A 16,851-nucleotide genomic window follows, 5' to 3' on the forward strand; every position below is an offset into this window, starting at 1 on the left:
ATTAGGAATGTAGCTATACCATTTAGTAACAATTCATGCCTTATATCAATAGCAATTTACGGTATAGTTCACAAAAAAGAGGTGTATATGGTATGTTATGAGCGTTTTATAGCTATTAATCGGGACAAAGGTAAATATATCATGCCATAAAAAAACCGAGCATAGACTCGGTTTTTTAGGGCTGAATGAAAATTTACGCTGTGATTATTTGCTGAATTTCGTTGCAAGATAAATGGTATTGGCGTGGACAGTTGCGCCATACTTTTAGCATACGTTGGTATTTTTCTAGCATTGGGACTTGGCTATTGAAGCGATGTTCTGTTTTCTCAAATTGAGGATATAAACCTTCATCATCAACGAGGAAGCGGACGTAATGCACAAGCTGTGCTTCAGTGGCAGCATCAAAACCAAGGAATTGTAATCGGCGTTGATCAATATCTTTGGCACCATCGCAACGACAATCTTCAAGATTAAACGATTCTTGGAGAGCGTGGTACATCTCCATAAAATCGATAACTTGACGGCAATCATCTTCAGGTAAATCACCAAAGTCTTTATCTAGTTCACGCATTTGTAATGAATAGCCACGTTCAACAATGGTTTGAAGGCGACGATAATGTGCTGCGTTTTCAGGTGTCAGTTTTGACATCAAGTAGTACTGATTAGATAAAATTAAGCGTTGAGCGTGGGTCATTTCCATTTGAGTTAGCCTCATTAATATTTTATTTTCTGCCATTGAGAGTAGCAGGTTAGGTATAAAATAAATTGATCTGACACCATATGGGCATCTTTTTTTGTTACAGTATATTATTAAAAATGAAAAGCCATATTTATTTTAAGGTCTTTTTTTTTTGGTTATTGTCGAGTGATATCGTTAAAGTAATATAGCTATCTCTGTATTCGGGCAAGTATAAGATAGCGTCGTTTAACAGGTTGTTATTGCATGCGTTAAGCAACAACAACCTTTTATTGTTAACCTTTAGCCGTTGTTAGCTTAAGCCGATAATATTGCCATTCTCATCGATATCAAGATTCATAAATGCGGGCTTTTCAGGTAACCCTGGCATTGTCATTACATTGCCGCATAAAGCATAAATAAATCCAGCTCCTGCACACAATTTTAATTCACGTACTGGGACGGTAAAGCCTTTTGGTGCCCCTTTAATACTAGGGTCGGTTGAAATAGATAGCGGTGTCTTTGCCATACAAATAGCCAGCTCATCAAACCCTAGAGCTTTAAATTTGACTAATTGTTGCTGAGCTACCTCTGATAACGCTACATGACTAGCCCCATATCCTACTTCAGCCACAGCCATTATTTTTTCTTCTAATGGCTGGTTTAGTTGATATAAAGGAGTGAAGTTTGCTTTATGTTGGCAGGCTTTTACCACACACTCTGCGAGTTTAATCGCCCCTTCACCGCCTTTACCAAAGGCTTCACTGATAGCAACGTCTACAAAAGTGTCAAAGCTCTCTGCTTTGATCATTGCTTGTAGTTGCGCTAATTCCTCATCTGTATCTTGTGGGAAACGGTTAATAGCGACAACAACGGGAACACCATAACGGGCGGCATTACTGATATGCCATTTTAGGTTTTCAAACCCTGCAACCAGCGCATCATTGTCTTTGGCAAAAATACCGTCAGGTAAAGCGTGTCCTGGACGTAAATCATAAAGACCAGAGTTGGCTTTTAAGCCACGCAATGTTGCCACAACAACGGCACAGTCAGGGCCTCTTTTTGCTTGCTGGGCTTTAATATTACAGGCTTTTTCAAATCCCATATCAGAGCCAAAGCCACCTTCAGTAATGGTGAAGTCACTGAGTTTTAATGCGATTTTGTCTGCAATAATAGATGAATTTCCGTGCGCGATATTGGCAAAAGGACCTGCGTGGATAAGAGTGGGTACGCCTTCTAACGTTTGCATTAGGGTGGGCTCAATGGCATCGCAGAGAGTGACAGTCATGGCTCCTGCTACTTGCAGATCTTCTGTAGTAACAGGATTACCATCAAGATCATAAGCGACGACAATACGGCCAATGCGTTTACGCATATCATGGAGATCATCGGCAAGTGCTAAAATAGCCATGAGTTCAGAGGCGGCTGTGATATCAAAGCCGTCATGGCGCTCTAAACCATTAATGGTTTTATCTGGTTCATTTTGACCGATGGTGATCATTCTCAAAGCACGATCATTATGATCCATCACGCGTTTCCAAGTGATGTTATTAATGTCGATACGTAGCGCAGGTAATCCAGTTTTTTCACTGAATAGATCATAACCTAAACGTGATTCATGATATAAGCGAGCATCAATTGCAGCAGCTGCAAGGTTATGCGCTGCCGTAACCGCATGAATATCACCCGTAAGATGAAGGTTTAGCTTATCCATTGGTGCGACTTGGCTATAACCGCCGCCCGCTGCGCCACCTTTTACGCCAAAGACAGGTCCCATTGACGGCTGTCGAATACAAGCCATTACTGAGCGATCAATTTTTGCTAACCCTTGTGCTAAACCAATTGTTGTAACGGTTTTTCCTTCTCCTAGTGGGGTTGGTGTAATCGCAGTAACGACCACCAGTTTCCCTTCTGCTTGATCCGATAACCGATTCAAAATGGCAGGTTTTATTTTTGCTTTTAATGAACCTTGCGGTGTCAGTTCCTGTGGTTGAATACCCGCTTTTTTGGCAATGCCTTCAATCGGAGAGAGTAGGGTGTCACGGCAAATATCGATGTCGCTTTTCATATAGGCTATATCCTCACAGTGGAAATCATGCGTATCTGCGTGATATTGATGGTGTTGGTTTTAAATACTATAGATAAAGATGTATATAGTGACGCAATCGTTTGCTTTTCTTTTATACCATCATTTTATCATGGTTAATTTTATTTTTGTTGTTATAAATTGCTGCTGTTTTTGGTTGCGTTTTGTACCGTATATAAGATTTATTGAATGCGTTTTAGAGATAGGTAATAAAAGAATAAGAAAGTGGTTATTTAGTCACTAGAGCAGAAGCAGTATATCGATATATAGAGTAGAAGTATGAAGATGAATTTGGTGAATACTGTAAACTCTGGTTGCAATATTGGCTGTGTGTTTATTCATCATTACACTTTAAAATTTGATATATATCAAAATCATTAAAAATATTAAAGGAAGCTATCAATGAACGAGCCAGTGACTACGTTGAAACATACAGCACCACTTTCGATTGGCATTATGTTATTTTTTATCACCTTTTTGACGATTATTTTGCCATTATCCCGTTAAGATAGTTACCGTTTAACACGTATTAAAAAGCGAGCTAATGCTCGCTTTTTGTATTTTTTGTTGAGTGGATTAGTACATCACTTTATGGCCATAACTAGAAAGGATTTCTTTAATCGCTTCCATGGTTTCTTTTTTCGGTGGTTTCACACCGGCTAACGGGTATTCAAAGCCCATAGCTTCCCACTTGTGCTCACCGAGTTGATGGTAAGGAAGTAGTTCGATCTTCTCGATATTGTCCATATCTTTTATGAACTCACCAAGTTGATGTGCAGAATGTTCGTCATCGGTGTAACCCGGAACAACAACATAACGGATCCAAGTTTTTTGACCGCGTTGGTGCAGGTAACGAGCAAAGTCGAGTACGCGTTTATTGGAAACACCAACCAGATTTTGGTGAACACCATCATCCATTTGCTTAAGATCTAGCATCACAAGATCCGTTGCGTCTAACACTTCATCAACCACATCAGTATGTTTGCGAATATAACCGTTGGTATCTAAGCAGGTATGGATCCCTTCAGCTTGCGCAGCACGGAAAAAGTCACGAACAAATTCAGGTTGAAGCATTGCTTCGCCACCAGAAGCAGTAACACCGCCGCCAGATGAATTCATAAAGTGACGGTATGATTTCGCTTCATGCATAAGTTCGTCTACCGTAGCTTCACGACCACCATGAGTATCCCATGTATCACGGTTATGACAGTACTGACAGCGCATTAAGCAACCTTGCAGAAAAACAATAAAACGGATACCAGGTCCATCGACGGTTCCGCAAGATTCAAATGAGTGAATACGACCTATTGCTGACATTGATTACTTCTCCGCATGCTGCGTTTATTTGAGTGTTATTTTATTACAAACCACTAGGGTATTGTAGCGAAATATCGGGATGGAAATTAGGGGTATTCTCTTATTTTGTGTCAATTTATCGCTAACTTATAAAAATTTGGAGAGATGACTTTATTGGTAATAGATATGTTGTAATTATTAAAAAATCTGCATTGAGTCGATAAACAATAGCGAGGCTTGTGGGGAATATATGTAGACATAAAAAAACCGGCCATTAAGACCGGTTTTTATCAGGAAACAAGTTTCCTACATACTAAACTGTACGCTCTATATTATAGAGATGCAGTGAAAGTACGAGAGATAACGTCAGCTTGCTGCTCTGGCGTTAGAGAGTTAAAACGCACTGCGTAACCCGATACACGGATAGTTAGCTGTGGGTATTTCTCTGGGTTTTTAACTGCGTCTTCAAGCGTTTCGCGGTTAAGAACGTTAACGTTTAGGTGTTGACCACCTTCAATGCCAGACTCATGGTGGAAGTAACCATCCATTAGGCCTGCTAGGTTGTTTTCTTGAGTATCAAGATCTTTACCTAGCGCGTTCGGTACGATAGAGAATGTGTAAGAAATACCATCTTTAGCGTGAGCAAATGGTAGTTTACCTACAGATGTTAGAGATGCTACAGCACCTTTCTCATCACGACCGTGCATTGGGTTAGCACCTGGTGCGAAAGGAGCACCTGCACGACGACCGTCTGGTGTGTTACCCGTCTTCTTACCGTACACAACGTTAGATGTGATAGTTAGGATAGACTGAGTTGGGATCGCATCACGGTACATTTTGTGAGTACGGATCTTGTTCATGAAGCGCTCAACTAGGTCACAAGCGATGTCATCTACGCGAGCATCGTTGTTACCGAATTTAGGGTAGTCGCCTTCGATTTCGAAGTCGATTGCAATACCGTCTTCATCACGGATTGGTTTAACTTTTGCGTATTTGATAGCTGATAGTGAGTCAGCTGCAACAGAAAGACCAGCGATACCACAAGCCATTGTACGCTTGATGTCACGATCGTGTAGAGCCATTAGCGATGCTTCGTAGCTGTACTTGTCGTGGCTCCAATGGATAGCGTTAAGTGCTGCAACGTAAGTTGTTGCTAACCAATCCATGAAGTGATCTAGGCGATCCATAGTATCTGTGTAGTCAAGAACTTCAGCAGTTACTTTTTCAGTCTTAGGACCTACTTGAATCTTAAGCTTCTCATCTACACCGCCGTTGATTGCATAAAGCATAGTCTTAGCAAGGTTAGCACGAGCACCGAAGAACTGCATTTGCTTACCAACAACCATTGGAGATACACAACAAGCGATTGCGTAATCGTCAGAGTTCATGTCTGGACGCATTAGGTCATCATTTTCGTACTGGATAGAAGATGTATCGATAGATACCTTCGCACAGAACTTCTTGAAGCCTACAGGTAGTTTTTCAGACCAAAGAACAGTGATGTTTGGCTCTGGAGAAGGACCCATAGTGTATAGGCTGTTTAGGAAACGGAAGTTAGTACGTGTAACTAGTGTACGACCGTCAAGACCCATACCACCCATTGATTCTGTTGCCCAGATTGGGTCGCCAGAGAATAACTCATCGTACTCAGGCGTACGTAGGAAACGAACCATACGTAGTTTCATTACGAAGTGGTCGATCATTTCTTGCGCTTGTGCTTCAGTGATCTTACCCGCAGCGATATCACGCTCGATGAAGATGTCTAGGAAAGTCGAAGTACGACCTAGAGACATTGCAGCACCGTTTTGTGATTTAACAGCAGCTAGGTAGCCGAAGTAAGTCCACTGGATAGCTTCTTGTGCAGTAACAGCTGGAAGTGAGATATCACAACCGTACTTAGCAGCCATCTCTTTGATTTGACCAAGTGCACGGTGCTGTTCGCAAATTTCTTCACGGCGTTGCATCGTCATCTGAAGGTCTTCACCATTCAAAAACTCTTCTTCTAGAGAAGCGAATTGAGCTAGTTTTTCCTTCATTAGGTAATCAATACCGTAAAGTGCTACGCGGCGGTAGTCACCAATGATACGACCACGGCCGTATGCATCAGGAAGACCAGTTAGAACACCAGACTTACGACACTTAAGGATTGAAGGCGTGTAAACATCGAAAACACCTTGGTTGTGTGTTTTACGTAGTTCAGAGTAAACCTTGTTAAGCATAGGGTCTAATTCACGACCGTATACTTTGCATGAATTTTCGATCATGCGGATACCACCGTTAGGGATCAAAGCACGCTTAAGAGGCGCGTCAGTTTGAAGACCAACAATAGTTTCTAGTTCTTTCTCAATGTAACCTGCATCATGTGCAGTGATAGTAGAGGCAACATCTGTATCAAAATCAACAGGTGCGTGAGTCGCGTTTTCCTGTTTGATGCCTTCCATTACAGCGTCCCAAAGTTTCGCTGTAGCTGGAGTTGCTTCTGTTTCAAGGAAAGAGCCGTCACCCTCGTAAGGAGTGTAGTTCTTTTGGATAAAGTCACGAACGTTTACTTCGTTCTGCCAATCACCAGCTGTAAAGCCTTCCCATCCAGCAAATTGCTCTGCCATTGTATACCTACCTATCTATCTATTTCAGTAGAAAAAAATACCTGTTACCGACGTTAGAACTTAGTGCTTTTTATTGCCGTTAAGTTCCGGACGACGATGAATAACCCAGTATGTGAGACCAACTAAGAAACCACCACCAATAATGTTACCTATAGTGACTGGAATTAAGTTGTTCATAATAAAATTGTTAACTGTTAAATCTGCGAAATGTGAAGGGGCTACGCCCGTCATTGTCCAAAATTCTGGCGATGCAAAGTTATGGATAACGATGCCCATTGGGATCATAAACATATTTGCAATACTGTGCTCAAAACCACAAGCAACAAACATAGCAACAGGTAATAGCATAACCATGATTTTATCTGTTGCGCTTCGGCAAGAGTATGTCATCCATACGGCTAGACACACCATTAAGTTACATAACATACCAAGTATTACGGCTTGACCGAAGGTATGGTGCAGTTTGTGCTGAGCTATTTTCATCGCCGTAATACCCCATTGGCCATTATCGCCAAGGTGTTGTTTTGCTAGCCAAATGCAAATTACGAAGAATGACGCGCCGATGAAGTTACCAACATAAACAACAACCCAATTTCGTAATAATTGACCAGTAGTAATTCGATTACTTGCGCGAGCAACAGTGATGAGAACAGAAGAAGTGAAAAGCTCGCCGCCGCAAATAACGACTAAAATAAGGCCAAGGCTGAATGCTAATGCACCAACGAATTTTGCCATACCCCATGGCATATCGCCTGCACCTGTAGTTACCGTTGTGTAGAACACAAATGCAATAGAGATGAATACACCAGCGGTAATCGCTAAGAAGAAAGATTGTAGTGGGTGCTTAGTTGCTTTGTAAACACCGACTTCTTCAGCTTTTTTTGCCATTGCTGGTGGCATTAACGAGTCGAAAGAATTATTTTCCATTTTCTCAGGTGCTCTTTAATTGAGTTGAAGTGAGATTTAATTCGCTGAGGAGATAATACCAAAGGTGACGCATCATATATTTGACCTAGATCATTGCTGTGAAAATTTATAACAAAATTAGACATTTTGTTATATCTCTCATGATTGTAAATTATTGAAAATTAACGATATAATTTTTTTGATAAAACTAAAGAAAATTTTAATGTAATTTTATTACATTTGGCTGGTCTTTAAATACCAAAAAAGAATAGTTGTTATTTATCATGTGTTTGTTGTTTTTTTGGGTTTTATTTAACGTATGTGAGACATTAAATAAAACCAATATATTCAAAAATAATTTAATTGTTACTGAAAAATATGAATAGCCTCTTTTAATGTAACGCCATTTTGTTTTTATTGTTAAAGGTCACAAAAAAAAGGCGAGATAATTAATATGATGACTTACAAGGATATGCAAATTTGAGTCATTTTTATTCTTCAAACAAACATAGCAGAGTAATATTAGAATGCGAATTTTATGGCACTCTCGACCTTGTTAAAAAATACTATAAAGATATCCGCTATTTTTTCGTCAATGTTGAGTCAATAAAATAGACATAAAATAAAATATTGCTCAAATCTTACCAGTTAGTCTTTTGTCCTTCATTTATATCACCCAAAAAAGGCTGTTCTCCTGCTTATAAGAAAAATGAATATAAAAACAGAACTGAGTATTTATGCTATTTATGTGGGTATAATGGCAGGTTATGGTGCTGTTTGATATATGTTGGTTAGGTTAATGAAATGTTGCAATCATGAATTTCAGATGATACTTTCAAAAAAGATGATTTTTAATGAAATGTCGTGCTTTGCTATAGAATTGGCAAACGAGTAGTAGATGATTTCTAAAGGGACAGGAGTATGCGCACATGAAGGATGACGTGGCGCTAGAAATTAAGAACCTGCATAAATCTTTTGGTGACAATGAAGTATTAAAAGGTATTTCGCTGACGGCAAGAAGAGGAGATGTCGTTTCGATTATTGGCTCATCAGGCTCAGGAAAGAGTACTTTTTTACGTTGTGTCAATTTACTTGAAACCCCTACTCAAGGCGAAATTTGGGTTAATGGTGAATTGATTAAAATGCACAATAATCGTCGCGGTGAATATTTACCTGTTGATGATAAACAAGTTCAACGCATTCGTGCCCGTTTAGCCATGGTATTTCAAGGATTTAATCTGTGGTCTCATATGACAGTACTACAGAATGTGATTGAAGCGCCGATACATGTGCTCGGTGTCCCTAAAGCAGAAGCGATTGAAAAAGCGGAAGCCTTACTCAAAAAAGTGGGCTTATTTGAACGCCGTAATTATTATCCAGCCCATTTATCTGGTGGTCAGCAGCAGCGTGCAGCAATTGCGCGAGCCCTTGCTGTTGATCCTGAAGTGATGTTGTTTGATGAACCGACATCGGCCTTAGATCCTGAATTGGTGGGTGAGGTATTAGGTGTAATGCAAGATTTAGCGCAAGAAGGCCGTACCATGCTGGTAGTCACTCATGAAATGGCTTTTGCTCGCGATGTATCCAATCAAGTGATGTTCTTACACCAAGGCCTTGTTGAAGAGCAAGGTCATCCCGATAAGCTATTTACCCAGCCTGAATCTGAAAGATTGCAGCAATTTATTTCGTCTATTTACTAAACTTAGGGTTATTGATTAAGACATAGAGGCTAACCCTCTGTGATTAGATAACCGTACAAATAGTACAAGGTTCACAGCATGGCTTGGTGTGAACAATTAAACGTAGCAGGAGAAGCGATATGAAAAAATGGATTTTAGCCGCAACATTAATTTCAGCGATGGGTGCATCAGCAGTACAAGCAAAAGAGTGGAAAGAAGTGCGTTTTGGTATTGAAGGCGCTTACCCTCCTTTTAGCTGGACTGAGCCAAACGGTGAGCTGAAAGGTTTTGATGTGGATATGGCAAACGCGCTTTGTACGCAAATGCAGGTCAAATGTAAAATTGTAGCCCAAGATTGGGATGGTATTATTCCATCACTGCTTGCTCGTAAATACGATGCAATCATCGCTGCAATGTCTATTACCGAAGAGCGTAAAAAGAAAATCGACTTTACTGGTAAGTATGCTCTTATCCCGAACAAGTTTGTTGCCAAAAAAGGTACCGAGCTCGACTTCACTAAAGAAGGGCTTAAAGGTGTGAAGATTGGTGTTCAACGTGCAACGACTCATGACAAATACTTAACGGATAATTTCGGAGAGTCTGTTGAAATCGTTCGTTATGGCTCATTTGACGAAGCTTACCTAGATTTAAAAGCCGGCCGTATTGCTAGCGTATTGGGTGATGCATCAGCATTAGAAGAAGGTTTGCTAAATAAAGACGGTGGTGAAGGTTTTGAATTTATCGGCCCATCATTAACAGATCCTAAATGGTTCGGTGAAGGTTTTGGTATTGCCGTGCGTAAACAAGACAAAGATCTAACCAAAAAACTGGATGAAGCAATTCTTGCACTGCGTGAAAACGGTCAATACAAGCAGATCGCTGATAAGTATTTCAAATATGATGTTTACGGTCAGTAAGTCATAAATGAATAAAGAGCACCTAGCTTCTAGTTTGGCGAGTTCGTCAAAGGGCTAAGCTAAGTGCTCTCTTATTCGAACAATGAAGGAGTATGACGTTGTTCGATTTATATGGATATGGATGGTCTTTAGCTCAAGGGGCGATGATAACAATACAAGTGGCACTGCTTTCTCTTTTATTAGCAGCAACACTGGGTATGTTAGGCGCTTTAGCGAAACTCTCACCTTACCGTTGGGCGCGTGCTATCGCCACACTTTACACCACGGTGATCCGTGGTATTCCTGATTTAGTATTGATGATGCTGATTTTCTTCGGCGGTCAAATGCTACTTAATGATAGCTTGTATAATATTAATGAATGGTTGAATAATTCTTTTACTCAATCTGATCCTAACCACGAATGGACAAGTTACCTTCCTGATTATATCGAGATCAGCCCCTTTGTTGCTGGTGTTCTGACAATAGGCTTTATTTTTGGTGCTTATATGGCAGAAACCTTTAGAGGCGCGATCTTAGCGGTAGATAAAGGTGAACTTGAAGCGGGTAAAGCCTATGGCATGAGTGCATTTTTATCCTTTCGTCGAATTTTACTGCCGCAAATGATCCGTCATGCTTTACCTGGCTTTGGTAATAACTGGTTAGTGTTATTAAAAACCACCGCACTGGTTTCTATCATTGGTTTAGATGACATGGTGCGTAAAGGGGCATTGGCTGCAGGAACCACTCAAAAACCGTTTACCTTCTATTTTACTATTGCGGTTGTATTTTTGATCTTCACCTCTATTTCCACCTTGGTACTGAATTGGGCCGAGCGTAAATACAGTATTCCGACGAGGTAGAGCCGATGGACTTTAGTATCTTTACAGAAAGCTGGGAAATCTATCTAGAAGGTTTTTACACTACAGTGTGGATGGTTACCGTTTCGCTAGTGATCGGTTTAATTTGCGCGATCCCCATAGGAATGATGCGAAATAGCAGTAATAAATTTATTGCGTTTCCAGCTTGGGCATATATTTATTTCTTTCGTGGTACGCCGCTATTGATTCAGCTTTATCTTATTTATTACGGATTAAGCCAAGTTATCAATGTTCAGGGCACAATGTGGCAAGAAGCATGGTTCTGTGCGTTAGTTGCTTTCATTTTAAATACTGCCGCATACACCGCTGAAATTATTCGAGGCTCTATTAATAGTATGCCGCAAGGTGAGATAGAGGCGGCGAAAGCTTATGGTATGGGCCCATTTCAAGCGTTTCGTCGTATTATTCTTCCTAGTGCATTACGACGAGCGTTACCTGCATACAGTAATGAAGTGATCTTCATGGTTCATGGCTCAGCCGTTGCCGGTATTGTGACGATTGTTGATTTAACAGGGGCCGCGAGAATTGTAAACTCTCGTTACTACGCGCCGTTTGAATCTTTCTTGTTTGCTGGGCTTTGTTACATGGTGCTGACGTTTGTCATAATCTGGGTATTTAAAAAACTTGAAGCGCGGTATTTACGCCATTTACAGCCATTAACTGAAATAACAGATTAATAAAGTTGAATAGAAAAAGCTCAGCATGCTAATGATAGATGCTGAGCTTTTTGTTTTATCAGCGCTTTTTTTACACCGCCACATCATCATAAAGTGGGACTGAAGTCAGTGCTGCGACTTCATCAATGTATTGACGTACGCGAGTTGGGTATTGGATCCCTTTCACGACAGTTAAATTACGTAGCATTGGAAATAGATGAATATCATCATAGCTAAGTTGGTTGCTTCGCTCAGAAGGCAATGTTACCCATTCTAATGTTTGCAGCGCTTTATTGGCCAGCTCAATGTAGTGCGAAGAGTCTTCAAAAGCTTGTTCAAAACTGACGGATAACATTGGCGTTTTTTTGTTGTAGAACCACGTTTTTGCTTCTTCAACCTGAAACTCTGGTAGATCTATTTTTAGCCAGCGTGGGTAGAGTAGGTAGGGTACACAATCTCGTGCTGCTTCAGCCCATTGTACTAATTCATCTTGATGTACTTCCGGCGCTAAAACAGGACTGCCATCGTTGTTGTCGATAAATTTAACGACATCTAGGCTTTCAGCCATATAGCTACCATCTGGCTTTTGTAAAATAGGTACCATGTTAGCGCCTACTTTTTCGATTCGTGCATCAATATCGTGATTTTGTAGGTAAACCAATTCAATATCGGCTTTTTTTAAGCCCGCAATCATCATTGCTTTTACGCAGAAAGGGCAATGATCAAATACAAACAACTTCATAATTAGTCCCTTGTGGTGAAGTAGAGTGAAGATAAAAAGGTGAGTAGAGACTCACCTTTTATTAATTATTTAAAGACAGACCAAATAGGTGCGTGATCAGAGGGTTTTTCGATACCACGTAATTCGTAGTCGATATCGGACTCAATGCAGCGCTCAGCCAGTGATGGTGTCGCAAGAATAACATCAATGCGTAGACCTCGGTTATCAACAAAGCCTTTCGAGCGGTAGTCAAACCATGAGTATTTATCATCGACGGTTGGGTGAAGTTGACGGAAAGTATCGACAAAACCCCAGTCTAGCAAGGTTTGTAACCACTCACGCTCAATCGGTTGGAATGAGCACTTACCTGTTTTTAGCCAGCGTTTAGCATTAGCAGGACCAATACCGATATCTAAATCCGTAGGGCTGATATTAATATCGCCCATCACGATCAATTCTTCATCGTTAGTGTGGGCCGTATTTAGGTAATTCATCAGATCAGCGTAGAACTTCTCTTTTGCAGGAAATTTTGTTTCGTGCTTAATATTATCGCCCTGTGGGAAATAACCGTTCATGACAGTGATGTTCTTGCCATTGTCTTGCTTAAAGGTGGCCATGATCATTCGACGTTGGGCATCTTCATCATCGGTTGGGAACCCTTTTTGTACGCTAATTGGCTCTTGCTTACATAGCATTGCAACACCGTAATGGGCTTTTTGACCATGGAAGTAAACTTTGTAGCCCATCGCTTCAACATCCGCTAAAGGGAAGGCTTCATCATGAACTTTGATTTCTTGTAAGCCGATCACATCCGGCTGATGCTTTTCAATTAAGGCTTGAAGTTGGTGAAGGCGAGCGCGTAGCCCATTGATATTGAAGGAGATAACTTTCATCATTTATTCCGATTTCTGTCAGTTTTTTAATTACGGATAAGCAAAGATACTAACATAGATATTTAACGCTGGTAGAGCCTATTTCTTTTAAATAAACGATGAGGTTAATCGATATAAAGCGAAGGTAAGAGGAATAAATGAAGGCGACGAGAAAGATAAAGAGCCGCCTTCGGCAGGTGTTATTTATGATTATGCAACGATTTTAGGTTGACCGTCAGAAGCGGTAACACCACCATCTACAGGTAGGTTAACACCGTTTACAAAGCTGGCATCATCACTTGCTAAGAAGCTCATTACCGCTGCGACTTCTTCAGGCTCTGCTGCACGACCAAGCGGAATACGTTCGTTAAATTTATTACGAATATCTTCCGGCCAGCCATTAGTCATATTGGTTTTCACTAGGCTTGGGCATACAGAGTTAACACGCACACCTTGTAGGCCAAAATCCAGTGCAAGTACACGAGTTAAGTTAACAATAGCGCCTTTAGATACGCAGTAGTAAGCTGCGCCCCAGTCAGCACCTAAACCAGAAACAGAGGCATTATTAACAATGCAGCCTTTGCTTTTGATCAAGTGAGGTAATGCATATTTAGAGCAGTAAATAGCACCATTAATATTTACGCTAGAGATCTTCTCCCAATCTTGAATGCTACCGTCTAATATTGTGCCTGGAATATGTACGCCAGCATTATTGATTAAGATGTCAATCTTATTGAAATTCTCAATGGTCTGATCAATAAGGTTTTTTACTTCAGCTTCATTTGAAACATCGGTTTTAACACACAGTGTTTTTTCTGAAATTAGCTCACTGTGTACTTTATCTAGTGCGTCCTGATAAAGATCTGCTAGAACAACAATTGCGCCTTCAGAGGCAAAACGGTGTGCCGCAGCTTTACCCATACCATTACCCGCACCTGTGATAATGACAACTTTTCCTTCAAATCTGTTCATAGCTAGCTCTTACATCATACAAATAGTGTCACTATATTAAGTCTCTCACGGATACGCGTTTGTGATGAAGATCACTTATTTTTTTAGGTACCGAGAAGGGATGAATAGCTAAAGATAATGTTGTTTTTTCTGAAATATATTTAAACAATCTGTTTACATACCCCTCGTGGTAAGTCTGTCAAATAAATAAATCAGTGTTTTATTGCTTTGAGGAAGAATTTAATATTAATGGGTTGATGAAATATAGTTATTAAAAATCAATATATTAGATTGTTAATAACAGTCTATTTTTAGCTAGAAGTTTAGGTCATGATAAAAAGAGATAAAAAATGAGTACTTTACTTGTACTGAGTGAGTTATCAGGTCTATGCTGAATGAATACGAAATACTCAAACATGTTGTTTTAAAAAGTATTTTTATCAATATGGTGCAGTAATTACCTTGTTACTGCCACGGACGAAGGAAAATATCATGTCTATTATCACTTGGATTATTGTTGGCCTTATAGCAGGTGCACTCGCTAAATGGTTGATGCCTGGAAATGATGGTGGCGGTTGGATTGCAACATGTGGCTTAGGTATTGCTGGTTCTTTTGCTGGTGGTTTCCTTGGTTCACTGTTGGGTATAGGTGCGTCGGGTCTGCTTGGTACTATTATTATTTCCACCGTCGGTGCTTTAGTGCTGCTATTTATCTATAACCGATTTATTCGTTAATTGACGATTGAGTCATGCGAAAAAGCCTAACGTAGTATGTGTTCGTTTAGAAACTACTTAGGTTAGGCTTTTATTTTCCGTCGTTATTATATGACCTGTGGAGAGGATAATTTCGCTATTAAGGATTTTCTCCAATCCGCTAACGGTTGTGGTAACTCGATGGTTTTTAGTTGTTTTAAGCTTTTTTGAATATCAGAGTGATTGTAAGCCTTTTGATTGAGTAAACTTTCACAATAACCTAGCATTGCCTCACTACACTGTGGGTAATCATGTAAAATCGTTTGATATAGCGCACCAGCTCGTTTGGGATCTTGTATCAAATTAGCTTTTGCTGTTTCTAAATGGCTTACAAGTAAACGTACATTTTCAATGATGAGCTGTTTCTCTTTTAATTCATTTAAACGGTGCTGACTGTGTTCATCGAGTTCAGATCGTGTCATTAATACTTGGTATATCTCTCCAATTAAACGGCTTTCACCATAACTGATTAGCATAGGAAGTGCTTCGATCATGACTATTGACGGAGCTTGAAGCATCACACCGAAAAATGGACTTAATCCTTTTAGTAAACGCCTTTTGGATTTTTGGATCTTTTTATCTATGTGGTAGAGACGAGCCAGTGCAATATTGGCGAAGGCGTCTAAATGTTGCTTTTTTTCACCCTGTAATCTTAGCTGAGCTAAGTGATGGATATCTTTAATAGCAGTGTGTAGTCGATGGTTATGCTGGTTTGATAATTGGTTTGTGTAAATTTGCTCGAAAATAGCGGTATATTCAGCAAAGTGTACTAGCCATAACTTATCAATAATCGGTAGATGTGTTGCTAATGTTTTCCCTGCCTGCAGAAAGTTATCAATATCATTCATATCTGCAGATAATTGAGCAACAGTTAAAGCTCGATGCGGTATGGTTGGTGTTAAGGTGAGTACCTGCATGGCGACTTCTTGAGCTTTATCGACTTGGTTATTTTGTTGATAAAGGGACGCTAGTTCATCATAAGCAAAGACACAAAGAGGGACATGCTTAATTAACCGTTTTAGTCGGTTAATCGCTTCGAGGTGATAGCCTTTCTTTGTCGCAAGTTTTGCTTCAATCAATGATAACTTATGGTGTTGAGAGTGTTGCTTAAATAAAAGTAATAATTGCTCTGCTTGCTGCCATTGTTTTATTTCGATAAGTAGCTCTAGTAAAAGCGTTTCTATATGCAGATTATGGCCTTGCTCTCGGAGTAAATGACGGCATAACTGTATTGCTTGTTGATGATCTTGCTTGTCTAAAGCTTGATATATTGGCTCTCTGTGTAAGCAAACTTTATAGACACTGATCACTCGTTGTTTTAAGGTGCCGATGTTAATGGGTTTGGTAAGAAAACAATCAGGCTCTATTCCCATTGTGGTTGAAATGACTTCAGGTGAGTGATCTCCAGAAAAAAAGATGATTCCACAATTTGAACGAATAAGGTTTTGCTGTCTGAGTAAAGACAGTAACTCACCACCATTAATATTTTGATTAAGATGGAAATCAAACAAAATAAGATCATAACGCTGGGTTTGGCATAACTGAATAGCGTGTTGGTAACAGGTCGCGATATCAATTGATTTGATCGCAATTTTATCTAAGACACTTTTAACGAGTTGAGCAGAAGAGAGCTGATCATCTACGATGAGTACTTTTATGGTGTTCCACTTTTCTTGTTCTAATTCCGTGAAACCCAAAGCCATATACTATCCATTTAATTGTTATTATTGATGTTTATGATATTTAATATGCATGTTGTTCATTATTAAATGTCATGAATAAAAGTAATCATATAATGAAATTATAGCAATTTTTTTACGTACAAATTTAGAACTTAGATGGGAAATATTTAAGAGGGAGTAAAGGTATAGATAG

14 protein-coding genes are annotated in these 16,851 nt (G+C 39.8%); 5 read left to right on the forward strand and 9 right to left on the reverse strand.

The window, feature by feature from the left end:
* Positions 1–193: 193 nt before the first annotated feature.
* From C9J45_RS07725 to focA, 5 genes are all read right to left on the reverse strand, one after another.
* Positions 194–700 (reverse strand): YfbU family protein, encoded by a 507-nt coding sequence (locus C9J45_RS07725; protein WP_107206009.1) that lies wholly within the window; start codon positions 698–700, stop codon positions 194–196.
* Between the two features lie 289 nt (positions 701–989).
* Positions 990–2,744 carry a formate--tetrahydrofolate ligase gene (locus C9J45_RS07730; RefSeq protein ID WP_107290887.1) on the reverse strand — a complete coding sequence of 585 codons (1,755 nt, stop codon included), beginning with the start codon at positions 2,742–2,744 and terminating at the stop codon, positions 990–992.
* A 594-nt stretch (positions 2,745–3,338) separates the two neighbouring features.
* Positions 3,339–4,079 carry a pyruvate formate lyase 1-activating protein gene (gene pflA, locus C9J45_RS07735; protein ID WP_107206011.1) on the reverse strand — a complete coding sequence of 247 codons (741 nt, stop codon included), beginning with the start codon at positions 4,077–4,079 and terminating at the stop codon, positions 3,339–3,341.
* Between the two features lie 311 nt (positions 4,080–4,390).
* On the reverse strand, positions 4,391–6,664 hold the full coding sequence (pflB, locus tag C9J45_RS07740) for a formate C-acetyltransferase (protein WP_105059643.1): 2,274 nt from the start codon (positions 6,662–6,664) through the stop codon (positions 4,391–4,393).
* A gap of 60 nt (positions 6,665–6,724) precedes the next feature.
* Entirely contained in the window at positions 6,725–7,591 is an 867-nt protein-coding gene (gene focA, locus C9J45_RS07745) for a formate transporter FocA (protein WP_107292384.1), read from the reverse strand.
* Between the two features lie 908 nt (positions 7,592–8,499).
* Here focA and C9J45_RS07750 point away from each other — a divergent pair.
* The 4 genes from C9J45_RS07750 to C9J45_RS07765 all read left to right on the forward strand — a co-directional run bounded on the left by C9J45_RS07750 (position 8,500) and on the right by C9J45_RS07765 (position 11,700).
* Complete coding sequence (locus C9J45_RS07750) at positions 8,500–9,270, forward strand: ABC transporter ATP-binding protein (protein ID WP_107247384.1); 771 nt, start codon at positions 8,500–8,502, stop codon at positions 9,268–9,270.
* Between the two features lie 119 nt (positions 9,271–9,389).
* Entirely contained in the window at positions 9,390–10,166 is a 777-nt protein-coding gene (locus tag C9J45_RS07755) for an ABC transporter substrate-binding protein (protein WP_005369222.1), read from the forward strand.
* 98 nt (positions 10,167–10,264) lie between these two features.
* Complete coding sequence (locus tag C9J45_RS07760; protein WP_107206459.1) at positions 10,265–11,005, forward strand: ABC transporter permease; 741 nt, start codon at positions 10,265–10,267, stop codon at positions 11,003–11,005.
* A 5-nt stretch (positions 11,006–11,010) separates the two neighbouring features.
* Positions 11,011–11,700, forward strand: a complete 690-nt coding sequence (locus C9J45_RS07765; protein ID WP_107247385.1) for an ABC transporter permease — start codon at positions 11,011–11,013, stop codon at positions 11,698–11,700.
* A 70-nt stretch (positions 11,701–11,770) separates the two neighbouring features.
* On the opposite strand, the gene grxB is transcribed toward C9J45_RS07765, so the two are convergent.
* The 3 genes from grxB to C9J45_RS07780 all read right to left on the reverse strand — a co-directional run bounded on the left by grxB (position 11,771) and on the right by C9J45_RS07780 (position 14,244).
* Entirely contained in the window at positions 11,771–12,421 is a 651-nt protein-coding gene (gene grxB / locus C9J45_RS07770; protein ID WP_107247386.1) for a glutaredoxin 2, read from the reverse strand.
* Between the two features lie 65 nt (positions 12,422–12,486).
* Positions 12,487–13,293 (reverse strand): exodeoxyribonuclease III, encoded by an 807-nt coding sequence (xthA, locus tag C9J45_RS07775; protein WP_107206017.1) that lies wholly within the window; start codon positions 13,291–13,293, stop codon positions 12,487–12,489.
* Between the two features lie 189 nt (positions 13,294–13,482).
* A complete protein-coding gene (locus C9J45_RS07780) occupies positions 13,483–14,244 on the reverse strand; it encodes an SDR family NAD(P)-dependent oxidoreductase (RefSeq protein WP_107247387.1) in 762 nt (253 codons plus the stop codon).
* A gap of 471 nt (positions 14,245–14,715) precedes the next feature.
* Between C9J45_RS07780 and C9J45_RS07785 the strand changes: the two genes are divergently transcribed.
* Positions 14,716–14,958 carry a GlsB/YeaQ/YmgE family stress response membrane protein gene (locus tag C9J45_RS07785; protein WP_107206019.1) on the forward strand — a complete coding sequence of 81 codons (243 nt, stop codon included), beginning with the start codon at positions 14,716–14,718 and terminating at the stop codon, positions 14,956–14,958.
* A gap of 86 nt (positions 14,959–15,044) precedes the next feature.
* Here the strand turns inward: C9J45_RS07785 and C9J45_RS07790 are convergent, their stop codons facing one another.
* The gene (locus C9J45_RS07790) at positions 15,045–16,679 is read right to left on the reverse strand and encodes a response regulator (protein WP_107292385.1); all 1,635 of its coding nucleotides are present in this window, start codon (positions 16,677–16,679) and stop codon (positions 15,045–15,047) included.
* Positions 16,680–16,851 lie beyond the last annotated feature (172 nt).

Source organism: Photobacterium sp. GB-1 (assembly GCF_003026165.1).
Taxonomy (GTDB): Bacteria; Pseudomonadota; Gammaproteobacteria; order Enterobacterales; family Vibrionaceae; genus Photobacterium.

Coding starts and splice junctions, on each gene's coding strand:
- C9J45_RS07765 (WP_107247385.1), top strand. CDS start 11,011: ATGGACTTTAGTATCTTTACAGAAAGCTGGGAAATCTATCTAGAAGGT.
- pflB (WP_105059643.1), bottom strand. CDS start 6,664: ATGGCAGAGCAATTTGCTGGATGGGAAGGCTTTACAGCTGGTGATTGG.
- pflA (WP_107206011.1), bottom strand. CDS start 4,079: ATGTCAGCAATAGGTCGTATTCACTCATTTGAATCTTGCGGAACCGTC.
- grxB (WP_107247386.1), bottom strand. CDS start 12,421: ATGAAGTTGTTTGTATTTGATCATTGCCCTTTCTGCGTAAAAGCAATG.
- C9J45_RS07785 (WP_107206019.1), top strand. CDS start 14,716: ATGTCTATTATCACTTGGATTATTGTTGGCCTTATAGCAGGTGCACTC.
- focA (WP_107292384.1), bottom strand. CDS start 7,591: ATGGAAAATAATTCTTTCGACTCGTTAATGCCACCAGCAATGGCAAAA.
- C9J45_RS07755 (WP_005369222.1), top strand. CDS start 9,390: ATGAAAAAATGGATTTTAGCCGCAACATTAATTTCAGCGATGGGTGCA.
- C9J45_RS07780 (WP_107247387.1), bottom strand. CDS start 14,244: ATGAACAGATTTGAAGGAAAAGTTGTCATTATCACAGGTGCGGGTAAT.
- C9J45_RS07730 (WP_107290887.1), bottom strand. CDS start 2,744: ATGAAAAGCGACATCGATATTTGCCGTGACACCCTACTCTCTCCGATT.
- C9J45_RS07725 (WP_107206009.1), bottom strand. CDS start 700: ATGGAAATGACCCACGCTCAACGCTTAATTTTATCTAATCAGTACTAC.
- C9J45_RS07790 (WP_107292385.1), bottom strand. CDS start 16,679: ATGGCTTTGGGTTTCACGGAATTAGAACAAGAAAAGTGGAACACCATA.
- C9J45_RS07750 (WP_107247384.1), top strand. CDS start 8,500: ATGAAGGATGACGTGGCGCTAGAAATTAAGAACCTGCATAAATCTTTT.
- xthA (WP_107206017.1), bottom strand. CDS start 13,293: ATGAAAGTTATCTCCTTCAATATCAATGGGCTACGCGCTCGCCTTCAC.